This is a genomic window from Alteracholeplasma palmae J233 (assembly GCF_000968055.1).
Taxonomy (GTDB): Bacteria; Bacillota_I; Bacilli_A; order Acholeplasmatales; family Acholeplasmataceae; genus Alteracholeplasma; species Alteracholeplasma palmae.
Genome location: NC_022538.1, coordinates 605,319 through 619,293, shown reverse-complemented (window position 1 = coordinate 619,293; position 13,975 = coordinate 605,319). Strand labels below are relative to the sequence as shown.

7 protein-coding genes are annotated in these 13,975 nt (G+C 30.1%); 1 reads left to right on the top strand and 6 read right to left on the bottom strand.

What is annotated here, in order from left to right:
* Window positions 1–4 precede the first annotated feature (4 nt).
* The 5 genes from BN854_RS02875 to BN854_RS02855 form a co-directional block, all read right to left on the bottom strand.
* Window positions 5–661: a metal-dependent transcriptional regulator gene (locus BN854_RS02875; RefSeq protein ID WP_026657785.1), complete on the bottom strand. Its 657-nt coding sequence runs from the start codon at window positions 659–661 to the stop codon at window positions 5–7.
* Window positions 662–759: 98 nt separating this feature from the next.
* Window positions 760–1,869 (bottom strand): metal ABC transporter permease, encoded by a 1,110-nt coding sequence (locus BN854_RS02870; protein WP_026657777.1) that lies wholly within the window; start codon window positions 1,867–1,869, stop codon window positions 760–762.
* Window positions 1,869–2,909, bottom strand: coding sequence for a metal ABC transporter permease (locus BN854_RS02865; RefSeq protein ID WP_026657773.1), 1,041 nt, complete (start codon window positions 2,907–2,909; stop codon window positions 1,869–1,871). Before BN854_RS02865 ends, BN854_RS02870 begins: the two co-directional genes overlap by 1 nt.
* Window positions 2,902–3,648, bottom strand: a complete 747-nt coding sequence (locus BN854_RS02860) for a metal ABC transporter ATP-binding protein (protein WP_026657766.1) — start codon at window positions 3,646–3,648, stop codon at window positions 2,902–2,904. Before BN854_RS02860 ends, BN854_RS02865 begins: the two co-directional genes overlap by 8 nt.
* A 15-nt stretch (window positions 3,649–3,663) precedes the next feature.
* Window positions 3,664–4,587 (bottom strand): metal ABC transporter solute-binding protein, Zn/Mn family, encoded by a 924-nt coding sequence (locus tag BN854_RS02855; protein ID WP_026657759.1) that lies wholly within the window; start codon window positions 4,585–4,587, stop codon window positions 3,664–3,666.
* Window positions 4,588–4,709: 122 nt separating this feature from the next.
* On the opposite strand from BN854_RS02855, the gene BN854_RS08095 reads away from it, so the two are divergent.
* Entirely contained in the window at window positions 4,710–4,850 is a 141-nt protein-coding gene (locus tag BN854_RS08095) for an IS3 family transposase (protein ID WP_084600795.1), read from the top strand.
* A gap of 48 nt (window positions 4,851–4,898) precedes the next feature.
* Here BN854_RS08095 and BN854_RS02850 read toward each other — a convergent pair whose 3' ends face one another.
* Complete coding sequence (locus tag BN854_RS02850; protein WP_026657753.1) at window positions 4,899–13,685, bottom strand: InlB B-repeat-containing protein; 8,787 nt, start codon at window positions 13,683–13,685, stop codon at window positions 4,899–4,901.
* Window positions 13,686–13,975 lie beyond the last annotated feature (290 nt).

Sequence of the window (13,975 nt, the reverse complement as noted above, 5' to 3'; positions counted from 1 at the left end):
ACACCTACTGGTGTTTAATGCCAAAAAGCATATGAGAAACTCTTTCTGTAATTGGTAAAACTTTCCCATCTACTTCAACTTTTAAATATCCATTGAAACTATCTTTTTTAACAACCTTGAGTTCCATTTCTAAATGGATACCTCTTTCATCTAAATACTTTAATAGTTCTTTATGATCTAAAACTCTTTTAATCATAAAAGTGTCACCTTCATTTGTTTCTGCTAAAGTTAGGGTTGCTATTTCTTTAATATTTCCATTAATATCAGGAATAGGATTGCCATGTTGACAGTACTCTGGATTACCTAGATATTTGTATAATTTTTCTATTAATGCTTCACTAGATGCATGTTCTAATTTTTCTGCATCTTCATGAACATCTTGCCATGATATTTTAAGTTCTTTAGTTAAAAAAACTTCCCATATTCTGTGTGCACGTATCATACGGATAGCTTCTTCGTTTCCTTTTTCTGTTAATGAAACACCTTTATATGGTTCAAATTTAACCAGTTTTTTATTAACTAATTTCTTAACCATTTCATTAACGCTTTGATCCGTATATCCAAAAGCCTCTGCTATCTCATTATTTTTAATGAGTGGTTTGTTTTGTTCAACTGATAGTTCATAGATTAGTTTTAAATAATCTTCTTCAGCTCTATACATGACTTCACCTTCTTTATAAATTATTATAACATATTAAATTTTAATATTTATGATGTTTTATGCTTAAAAAGAAAAAACGCGTATATAAACGCGTTGCTTCATCTAACAAAATCCTTACTTTTAAGTTTCAAATATGCATCACCTATTTCAGTCAACCTTAATAAATCACTTTCTTTAGTGATATATTGCTTATTAAAGGCTCTGTTTAAGCATTTATTATAATATTCTTTATTCCAATTTAACTCTTTATATATTTCATGAACATTTGTTTCTACCGATGCTTCTTGGCTTAATGTATGGTTTCTAATGTGCATTAGTAGGGTTGTTACAGCAAATTCATTTTTTTGAATTTTTCTTCTAATAACTGTTGTAAGAATTCCTTTTTTAGGTTCAAAAACTAAGACTAGTAAAAAGACAACAAGAATCACTGTTGAAATCATCCCTGCAATACTTACATCATAATAAATTGCTAAAACGTATCCAATAACACTATCAAATATACCTATTCCAACAGAAAGTAAGATAGTTTTAGAAAGATTTTTGGTTACTAAAAGAGCTGTAATAGCTGGCCCTATCATAAGTGCAATCACTAATACTGTTCCGACTGCATTAAATGCAGATACAGCAGTTAAAGAGACAAGTGTCATCAATAAATAGTTAATAATCCATGGGGCAAACCCTAATGTAGCTGCAAGTGCTGAATCAAAACTCACTATTTTAAATTCTTTGAAGAATAGTTTTGTAACAACTAAATTAATAACTAGCATACCACCCATTAAGTAAAGTAACTTAGGTCCTATTTCAACACCATTGACTACTAATTGATCAAATGATGCCAATTCTAGTTTTCCTAATAAAACAGCATCCACATCCAAATGTACACCACCATAGCTTTTTGAAATAATGATAATCGCTAAACTAAATAAGAGTGGGAAAATAACGCCGGTTGCTGCATCTTCTGTTGTTCTTTTAGTTTTAACTAGAAACTCTGTTAAAAAGACAGTAACCAAACCCATCAAAGTAGCACCTACCACTAAGAGCGGTGATGAGAGATCTGCTACAAACATAAAGGCAATGACTATTCCTAATAAAACAGTATGAGAAATGGCATCAATCATCATAGACATTTTTCTTAAGACTAGAAATACCCCTAGAATAGAACATGAAATTGAAGTTAATATTGCGATAAATAATACAGATATTTCCATTATAGTTCACCTGTTAGTAAAGCTAATACTTTTTGTTTACCCTTAGGAGTTAAGCTATACTTCCCTTCATGATAATCTAGGTATCCTTCTTCTATAAAAAGGGTTAACCCATTCTTTTTATCTTCATTTATTTCTTTTTCTTCATAAATATGAATCAATTCTTTATATTGATTAATTTGCTTTTTATGTTGATGCATCTTATATTCTTTCCATAAAATACCTTTTTTAGGGGCAATTAATAAAGACAATATAACAATTATACTGGCAACGACTACAATAGATGGCCCAGTTGCCATATTTGTACTAACTAAAACTCCAATAAAGGAAGCAATCGCTCCAAAAAGTCCTGCTAATAATACTTGTATTTTAAGTTTATCACTCCATTGTGAAGCGGCAACCCCAGGGGCAATCAATAATGAGCTCATTAAAATAACTCCTACTGTTTGAATACCTGAAACAATTACTAAGATAGTCATCATTGAAATTAAGATATTAATGAGATATCCTTTAAAACCTAAACTTTGGTAATATTCTTGATTAAATATATAAAGTTTCAAGTGTCTCCAAAAAACAACAATAACAACTAATACAATAATCAACACTCCCATAAGTATATAAATATCTTGGGTGGACATTGTTGCTGCTTGTCCAAAAATAAATTTACTTAATTTAGCTTGATCTTGACCTGCCGTATCTCTTATAATTGATAATAATAATTGTCCAAAACCAAAGAATGAAGATAAGATTAATGCCAAAGATGCATCGTATTTCACCTTACTATATTTTTTAATAAGAGCAATGAGGCCCATAGAAATAACTGAGGCGAAAGCTGCACCTAATAAAAGTATTTCTAGCGAGGTTTGTTTAGTAAATATAAATGCTAGTACGACACCAGGTAGTGTAGCATGAGAAATGGCATCTCCAATTAAAGCCTGTTTTCTTAGAAGTGTAAAAACACCTAAAACACCACTAACAATACCAAGTAAAACAGCGCCAATTAAAACGGTTCTAACAGTATAGTTAGTAATAAAATCAAACATGATGTTTTTCCTTGATATCTGTTAGTTGATTATTTTGATAGGTGTTTTTAATGTTTTCATCAGTAAATACTTCTGCTACTTTTCCTGAGGCAATGACTTTCATATTAATCATTGTTACCCAGTCAAAGTACTCTTTTACTGTCTCTAGGTCATGATGCACAACGATAACTGTTTTATTTTCTTTTTTTAATTCTTTTAGTAAAGCAACAATTGCACGTTCTGTTTTTATATCTACCCCTTGGAATGGTTCATCCATAAAGTAAATATCCGCATCTTGAACTAAAGCTCTTGCTAGAAAGACTCTTTGTTGTTGTCCCCCAGATAATTCTGATATTTGTCTATCTTTATAATTTTCCATTCCTACTTTTTCTAGTGCTAATAAAGCTTTATTTTTATCCTCTTTACTTATTTTTTTAAACCATCCTGCATGTCCATATCGCCCCATAAGAACAACATCTAATACATTGGTTGGAAAATCCCAGTCTACAGATCCTCTTTGAGGAACATAAGCAATCTGTTTTTGAACCTCTTTATACGGTTTACCATCAAAGGTAATTGTCCCTGAAACAGGCTTTAATAGCTTTAGCATTGTCTTTATTAATGTTGATTTACCCGCCCCATTTGGTCCTACTATAGCCATTAAGACTCCTTGTGGAATCTTAAGGTCTATATCCCATAATACAGGTCTTAAATCATATGATACTGTAACATCTTCTACTTTAATATATTCTTTAACCAATTTAACCACTTCTTTCTATTTAAGTGCATCTACGATAATATTAACATTCGTTTTTACAGCCTGAATATATTCTGAATCAGCGCCATCGCCAAGTGAATCTGAGTATAATTCTCCGCCAATTACTAGTTGGTGACCTCTACTTTTAGCTGCACTAATAACTGAATCAATTGTTTTTCTTGGGACTGAACTTTCAATAAAAACTGCTTTAATATTTTTGTTTATAACAGTATCTACTAATCTTGTTATATCTGCAGTTGAGGCTTCTGAGTCTGTTGAAATTCCTTGAATAGACTCTACTTCAAATCCATATGCTCTAGCAAAGTATGCAAAGGCATCATGTGCAGTAGCAAGCACTCTTTGTTCTTCTTTTAACTCAGAAACTCTTTGTTTAATCCAAGTATGCAGTTCACTTAATTTAAGTATGTAAGCCTCTGTGCTTTCTTTGTAGAATGCTTCATTTGTTTTATCATGTAAAGCAAGTTCTCTACCTAATGCCTTAGCAGCAACTATCCAATTTTCAACATCAAACCAAACATGTGGATCTTTATCATCTCCACCATCCCATTCTAATAAGGGAGCATTTGCTTTTTCAAGTTCTTCACCTACATTAACATATGTTTTCTTTCCTTTAAATCCATCTAAGATATCTACCATTTTACCTTCTAAATGTAATCCATTATATAGAATAAAATCTGACTTTCTTAAAGCATTAGTATCACTAGCTTTAGCTTGGTAAAGGTGAGGGTCTACTCCTACTGGCATTAAGTTAACTACTGATACTTTATCTTGTCCTATTTGTCTAGCTAAATCCCCTAACATTGTAGTGGTTGCTACTATATTTACTTTTCCTTCTACATATGTATAACCTGATCTACCTTGACAACCAAATAAAATCAAAGTAGAAACTAGTGTAATTATGAGTGTTATTATTTTCTTCATCTGTTTCTCTCCTTTTTAAGGCTTACCTTAATTATGTTTTTAGTATAGCATTAAAAAGTGTGTGTTGTCAACAACTTTAATTAAAATTATAAGGTTAACCTTAAAATATCTCTTTATTTTCAATGACTATAGAAATAAATGAAATCAAAAGATACATAGATTTTTATAATGAGAAATGTTATCAAAGTAAATTAAAAGGCCTAACCCCGATTGAATATCGGGATCAAGCCTTTCCTTTTTACTTCAAATTTCTTAAAGTTTAAATTATCAAATTGAATATTCTTTTGATTATTACATGATTTTAAATAATACTATTTTACAACACTCATTTGGATATTAATATCTAGGCTTGCATCCATAGTATGAATAGTTATTTGAGCTTTTTGTCCTTCATCATTTAAAATGTAATTAGACAATACGCTAACCAAACTTACTCCATTTAACTCAAAATTGCTACCTTTTCTATCGAGTTTTTCATTCCAAGTATACTCTAAATTATTAAATACTATTTTAGTTATTTTTTCTTTTGAAACTCTATATAAAGCTCCTAATAATCTTGCTAAATCCTTATATGCATCCCTTACTAGTTCTTCTTTGATCTCTAAGATTGCTTTATTATATCCTGTTTTAAATTTCCCTAGATATTCATAATCATCGTATTTATAAGCTTGTGCTACTATCAAATAGTTAATAATTTCTTCTGAAATTGTTTCAGAAACATAGAATATCTTTAAACCTAATATATTTTGTTTTAATCCATATGCTTCTAGGTCAGCTTCAAGATGGTAATTTATTGAAGCATCATCTACCAATATAACTGGTTGAATAGTAAGATTATGTTTCAATGCACCTTTAATTTGTAAACTTGGGTTAATGGTTACGCCTTTACCTTTAGATAAATCTATCCCTGCTAATCTATGATTTAAAAATTCAATATTTTCAACAGTCGCTTTAGATCCATTAACTAAGATACCTGCATCTCCACCAAATAATTTAATATTTTTGATTTCAACTTCTGATAAGTATAACTTTATTAGATAAAAACTCTTAAACTCTGTTATTTCAGGTAGGATAAGAGTTTTCCCTGAGCCATTTAAAACTAAATCATTTCTTTGATTAATTTCTATTGCGTTTGTTAACTCTATATCTTTTACTAAAATGATTGTTTTTATATTTTTATTTAATACTGATGATCTTAGCTCTACTTCATTTCTTACATAAGCTGTAGTTTGAACAAAATCATTAGATACAAACCATACTTGATCTTTACCATTTGCCGCAACTAATTGAATCTTAGTTAATCCTTCAAACACTATTTCAGTAGTTATACCATCAAACCATACTACTGGTAATTCTTTTGATCCATATGAAACTTGATTCATTGATAATTCTGATACTTTATTAGCTAAATTTTTAACTTCAATACCACCAAATTCATAACTTCCTAAAGTAATATTTTTAAGTTCAGTTTCTGATCCATTTAATAGAATTGCTGCATCTCCACCGTTAAACTTAATATTTTCTAATATCACTCCACTTGCATTATAAATGTGTAGTATGTAGTTTGCTTGCCATCCATCATCACTTATCATTGATAATTCTTTTCCGTTACCATTGATTGTCACTGCTCTATTTATTAATAAACCTGCTTTAGTCTTTTGATAGAAACCTTCTGATAACTCAATATTATTTACTAAATTAATCACTTTAACTTCTGGTTTTTCTAAAGCTGATCTCAATTCTTCTTGTGTTGTTACATTTACTGTTTCAAACATATATGCTTTTGGTCCAAACCAAGTTTGTTTTTCTCCATTTGGTTTAATAAATATTGTTTGTTCTGAACCTAAGTAAGTTACCCACTCTGAGTGTGTTCCTTCTGTCCAAACTGCTGATAATGTTGGTGCTAATTTTGAAGTTATTAATCCGTTAACTGTTAGTCTTGGAGTTAATAAACCAGATGTTTTACCAGTTGACACTTCTATTCCACCAAATTCATGGTTTCCTAAAACAATATCTTTAACTTCAACAACTGCTCCATTCACTAGAATTGCTGCATCTCCGCCATCAAATTTAATGTTATTTAAGATAACACCTTCAGTTTTTATAACTTGGATAATGTAGTTTCCTTGCCACTCAGTTTTATTATCCATTGTTAATGTGTGACCATTTCCATTTAATGTTAATGGTCTTGAAATTACTAGTCCTGATTTTACTGTTGTCGATGTTTCAGTAAGATTAAATCCATTTGTTAAATTGATTGCTTTAACAGCTGGGTTTGCTACTGCAATCCTTAGTTCTGATTCACTTGATACGTCTGCACTCAATTGTATTTCTTTAGAAATCATAAATACAAGTTCTTTTGTGTTCTCACCATCACTTAAATTAAATGCATAACTTAATTGATTTGGATTTACTAAGAATTGGGTTGTAACTGCTGATACTAAAGTTGTTTCACCGTTCATCCAGTTACTTCCACTTAATTCCCCTTCATTATTCCATGTATATTTAATACCATTAAATGTAATTTCTCTTACTACACTTCCATCAACTCTATATAGTGCTCCTAAGTATCTTGCTAAATCATTCATCAAAAATTTAGATTCTACCAGTCTGCTAGAGTTTATTACATATGCATCTCCTACTAATGCTGTAGTCAGTTTATATGTGTAATCTGCATATTTATATTCAAATGCTTTTTGGATGTTTTCTTCAACAGTCATTGGTACTCTTGATGCTTCTACATACCATACTTGATCTTTTCCTACTGGTTTATATGATGAAAGTTCTTCAGCGTTTACTTCATATTCATCTATTGATGATACTTTATCTACCCAGATTACTGGTAAGTTATTAGTTGTTACATATGTTAATCCATTAACTGTTAATTTTGGTGTTGATGTTACATTTTTACCTTTAGATACTTCAATTCCGCCAAAACTGTTATTTGTAACTTCAACATTTTCTACGGTTACTTCTGATCCATTTACTAGTAATCCTGCATTTCCTCCAGCTAATGTAATATTTTTAATGACTACACCTGTTGTGTTATATGCTTGAATTACATAGTTTCTTTCTACCCATTTAGTGTTTATTGGTAAACTCAATGTATTTTCATTACCATTAATTACTACTGGTCTTTCTAAGACTAAACTTGTTTCTAATTTAATATCATTTAAAATATTAATTACTTTTACTTTTGTATTTGTTATTGCTAATCTTAATTCTTCTTCGTTTTCTACTCCAACTTCAGATAATGAAACTCTTATTGTATTTTCATTTGTAGTTGGGCTCATTGATCCAAATTTATTTCCATTCTTATCAGCTATAACGAAATATACAACAAATTCTTTTGGCTCTTTTGTTATTAGTGTCTTATATGCTGCACCATCTAGAGTGATTGTCCATTGTCCATCTTTGAATATTACCGTTACTCCATAACTTTCAAATTGATTTCTAAGGGCATCTGTTCCATAAGGATTTGATTCACTTGCGTATACTGTGAATTCTGGTAGTCCTAATTTTTCAAAATTGTGATCTATTTCTAGTGAATGTAGATTTTCATCATTAGCTTTAATTGTTATTACGATTGTTCCATTTTCATTTACCATAGTTTTTGTTTCTAACTCTGGTGCTTCTGTATCGTAATTTTCTACTACATACCATACTTGATTTTTTGTTGGATGATTATATTCTTTCAATCCATCAACTCTTACTTCGTATTCACCTTTAGCTAATTTATCTACCCAGATTACTGGTAAGTTATTAGTTGTTACATATGTTAATCCATTAACTGTTAATTTTGGTGTTGATGTTACATTTTCTCCCTTAGATACTTCAATTCCACCAAAACTATTATTAGTAACTTTAACATTTTCTACGGTTACTTCTGATCCGTTTACTAGTAATCCTGCATTTCCTCCAGCTAATGTAATATTTTTAATGACTACACCCGTTGTGTTATATGCTTGAATTACATAGTTTCTTTCTACCCAATCAGTTCTTATTGGGCGACTTAATGTATTTCCATTACCGTTAATTACTATTGGTCTTTCTAATACTAGGCTTGCTTTTAATTCAAATCCTTTTGTTAAGATTATTTCTCTTACTCCTGGATTTTTTACTGCTAATCTTAAACCTGTTTCATCACTTACGTTTGCTACTATATCTAGTTTAAATGTTATTTCTTTTGTTTCTTTTCCTATTAGACTTACTGTTATTTCTTTTGTTGGGTTTTCTTTATATTTAGCTACTAAGACTTCTACTAATGTCTTATCTCCATTCATCCAGTTACTTCCTTTTAATCCTCTTGATTCGTTCCATGTATATGTTACTCCATCATAGATTATTCCTTTTACTGAACTTCTTTCAACTCTATATAATGCTCCCATGTATCTTGCAAAGTCATTCATCATTAATACATAATATTTTTCATCCATGTTTAATGTATATGTTACTTCAAGTGTTTCTTTATTTAGTTTTCCGTTATATGTATATTTTTCATATTTATATCCATATGCTGCTTCGATTGTATCTTCTAAGTTTAATGCGCCTTTACCTTCTGATACAAACCACACTTGGTCTTTTCCGTTTGGTTCGTATGATTCAAGGTTTGTTATTACTTCATATGCACCTATTGATGATACTTTATCTACCCAGATTACTGGTAAGTTATTAGTTGTTTCATATGTTAATCCATTAACTGTTAATTTTGGTGTTGATGTTACATTTTTACCTTTAGATACTTCAATTCCACCAAAACTGTTATTTGTAACTTCAACATTTTCTACTGTTACTTCTGATCCGTTAACTAGTAACCCTGCATTTCCTCCAGCTAATGTAATATTTTTAATAACTACACCTGTCGTTTTAAATGCTTGAATTACATAGCTTCCTTTAACCCATTCAGTGTTTGTTGGTAAGCTTAGGACATTTCCATTACCATTAATTACTACTGGTCTTGTTACTACTAGGCTTTGTGATAATTCAAATCCTTTTGTTAAGATTATTTCTGCTACTCTAAAGTTTCCTAAAGCTATTCTTAACCCTAGTTCATCTTTGACTTCAACACTAACTCTCGTTGCTTCATCAATTGTTAATGTTAACGTTTCTGTATTTTCTCCATCACTTAAAATAAAATCATAACTTAGTTGAGTTGGATTTACTAAGAATTGGGTTGTAACTGCTGATACTAAAGTTGTTTCACCGTTCATCCAGTTACTTCCACTTAATTTTCCTTCATTATTCCATGTATATTTAATACCATTAAATGTAATTTCTTTTACTATGCTTCCATCAACTCTATATAATGCTCCTAAGTATCTTGCTAAATCATTCATAACTGATTTAGATTCTACTATTCCAGCATAAGTTGCTAGTATTTCAGTTCCATTTAACTTAAATGTTCCTGTATATTGATATCCTTCATATTTATAATCAAGTGCTGCTTCAATATTTTCTTTAACAGTCATTGGTACTCTTGATGCTTCTACATACCATACTTGATCTTTTCCTACTGGTTTGTATGATGAAAGTTCTTCAACATTTACTTCATATTCATCTATTGTTGATACTTGATCTACCCAGATTACTGGTAAGTTATTAGTTGTTACATATGTTAATCCATTTACAGTTAAGATTGGTGTCGATTCTACATTTTTACCTTTAGATACTTCTATTCCACCAAAACTATTATTAGTAACTTTAACATTTTCTACGGTTACTTCTGATCCATTTACTAGTAATCCTGCATTTCCCCCAGCTAATGTAATATTTTTAATAACTACACCTGTCGTTTTAAATGCTTGAATTACATAGCTTCCTTTAACCCATTCAGTGTTTGTTGGTAAGCTTAGGACATTTCCATTACCATTAATTACTACTGGTCTTGTTACTACTAAGCTCGTTTTTAATTCAATATCATTTACTAAATTAATTGCAGTAATATTTGGATTTGTTATTGCTAATCTTAATTCTTCTTCAGTTTCTACCCCAACTTCAGATAATGAAACTTTTATTGTATTTTCATTTGTAGTTGGGCTCATTGATCCAAATTTATTTCCATTCTTATCAGCTATTACAAAATGTACAATAAATTCTGAATTCGCATTTTTTATTAGTTTTTCATATGAACTTCCATCAATTATGATTGTCCATTTACCTGATTCAAATACTACTTCTACACCTTGTTTTTCAAATTCATTTCTAAGGGCATCTGTTCCATAAGGATTTGATTCACTTGCGTATACTGTGAATTCTGGTAAGATTCCTTCAAAATTGTGATCTATTTCTAATGAATGTAGATTTTCATCATTAGCTTTAATTGTGATGATTATTTTACCATCTTGGTTTACTATAGTATTTGTTTCTAACTCTGGTGCTTCTGTATCGTAACTTTCCAATACATACCATTGTTGATCTTTTTTAGGATGTTTGTATTCTTTTAATCCATCAACTATTACTGAATAGTCACCAATTGTAGATAAATTATCTATCCAAATAATTGGTAAGGTTTCATTAATATTTGTATGTGTTAATCCATTCACTTCTAAAGCAGGGGTATGAGTTGGTTTTTCTCCTTTAGATACTTCAATGCCACCAAATTCATGGTTATCTAAAGTAATGTTTTCAACTTTTACTTCAGAGGCATTAACTAATAATCCAGCATCTCCACCTTGTAATCTGATGTTTTTAATAACTACATCTGTAGCATTATAAACTTGTATTAGATATTGTGCATCCCAGCCACTTCTATTATCTAGTGTCACTGTTTTGTTATTACCATCTAAAGTTAGTGCTCTTCTAATGATGATTTGTTCTGTTAAATTAATGTCATCTAATAACGTAATGTTATCTATAGTTACATTATCAATCAATGTTTTATAATCTTTTACAATAGTGTTGATACCATTTCTAAATGTATATGCTTGTCCTAAGGTTTCATTAAGCTCTTCTACTAGTTGAACTCTAGTCTCATTTTCCATTCTTATAGCTACTAGGTTAGTATCAAACCAATTTTCTATATTTTCAACTTCTTGTTCAATAATAATCAATGCTTGAGTGTTATTAGTTATTAAAGATCCTTGAGTCGTTACTCTTGGGTTCTTATTTCCTTCTTCTACAATAATATTTTTAAAATTATTAGTCATCGTTACATCTTTAATTGTAACTGTTGAACCCGTAATTAAAATAGCTCCTTGTTCAGAATCTAAGATTTCAACATCTTCAATTAAAACATTTTCAGCATTTTTAACTGTAATACCAAAACCGGTTGCTCCTGCAATTTTAGTATGAACTAATTGACTATCACTATTTTCAATGACTAATCCGGTTTTAGTATTCATTCTTACTGCATTTAATAGCATTGCATTAGATCTGAATCTTACTGGTTCTTGTATTGGAGCAAACGAAATTGTTTGTCCTCCACCATCTAAAAGTGCACCTGCAGGAAGTTGTAATGGTTCTGTAAGTGTAATTGGTGCAGTAATTAAAATTGGAACATCAGCTTCAATTTTAGTTAATGCATCTTTTAATCCTTCAGCTGTTGCTGCAGCTTTTGCCCACTTTAGTTTGAATTCAAGATTTTGTTTAACTAATAAATTTTCATTATCTCTTATACTTCCAGCATACCATGCATAAAAAACATATCCTTCTTTACTTAAATCTTCTTTTCCCAATAATTGTGGTCTTTCTCCCCAATTAATTGTTTGTGTAGTAACATCACTACCGTTATTTGGGTTTATGGTTACTTCATATGTCTTTATTTTCCATATAGCTTTTAGAGCAATATCTTTTGTTATTAATGTTTCTTTATCAAAAGTTTGTCCATCTAATTGCCATTCAACAAAATCATGACTTTCTCTAGTAGGATTGTCTAATTGAATTTTTGTATTCCAGTCTACTGTTTTATTTTCAGTTAACCCATCATAATCATAATCAATAGCCACTTTAAATGTATGTATTTCCCATTTTGCTACTAATTCTAAATTGCTTTTAATAGGAGTATCAAAACTGTATTTAGTTTCTCCTAGGAACCATCCTAAGAAATTATACCCTTCTTTTGTAAGTTTACCTGGTTCTTTAACTAATTGATCTTCTTTTAATTCTTGACTAGCAACAGATTGCCCACTATTTGAATTAAATGTAACAGTATAGTAATTAGCATTAGCTTCTTTTTCTTCAAAATACGCAACTATTTCAGTATCTTCTGTTATAGTACTTTCAAAATTAAATAGTTCTCCATTACTGTTGTGCCATTCTTTGAATATAAATCCTTCTTTAACTGGATTATTGGTTGGCACTAGAACTTTATTATTATCAGTTACTTTAACAGTATTGTAAGTTGTTCCATCAACAGTGAAAGTTACCGTATGTTCTTTAATCCATCTTGCAGTAACTGTAATATCCTTTGTTACTGGGCTATTAAAATTGTATTCTGTATTATCTACATACCAAGCTGAAAAAACATATCCTTCTTTTGTTGGATTTGCTGGTTTTGTGATGATTCCATTTTCTAAAATTTCTACTTCTAAGTTAGGAGTATTATTATCATAGTTAAATACTACTTTATATGATTTAGTTTCTGGAGTGATTACTTCCCATTTTGCAGTTAATGTAATGTTATTATCAACTGGTTTAGTAGAATCAAATCTAACATTTCCAATATGCCAACCTGTAAATGTGTATCCTTCTTTTTTAGGGGTTGGCAATTCTGCTTTAGTCCCTTTGTCAATAATTAATGGTGCTATTTCAGGAGCACCGTCGGTATTGAAAGTAATTGTTACAGTTTCGTTAACCGTTGGTTCCCATTTCGCATAGAGCGTTATATCACTTTCTACAGTATCAATAGTAAATTTCCACTCACTTATATATGTAGGTTCTTTCCACCAGCCATCAAAATCATAACCTGTTCTATTAGGTTTTGTTGGCTCCTCTAGTTTTTCACCTTTTTTAACTTTTTTACTTTCAACTAAAACTTTTTCTGACTCGAATCGTACAGTATATTCTTTTGTTTTATTTTGTGAACTGATGATCCAAAAAACGATACCAGCTATCGCCAAAACACCAACAAAAAAAGACGATATTTTGATTAACCCTTTCATTACTCCTCCTAAAATTTAGATATTTATAAGATATTGTCTTATGGTGTAAGAAAGGTGTCTTAAACCTTTATTCGTCTTGTTCTATCTTTAAGATGATTATAGTGAATATTTTTTATAAAGTCAAACGTTTTCATGCAATATTTACGCAATTTTTTCACATTACAAGACATGTGTCCGGTTTGTAAAAAAAAAGAAATTTACATTATATATTAACAACCTTATATAAAAGTTACTCTTAACCTATAAAGATTATATTTTTCCTCTATAAAAATTAAAAAAGTTCTAGTTTT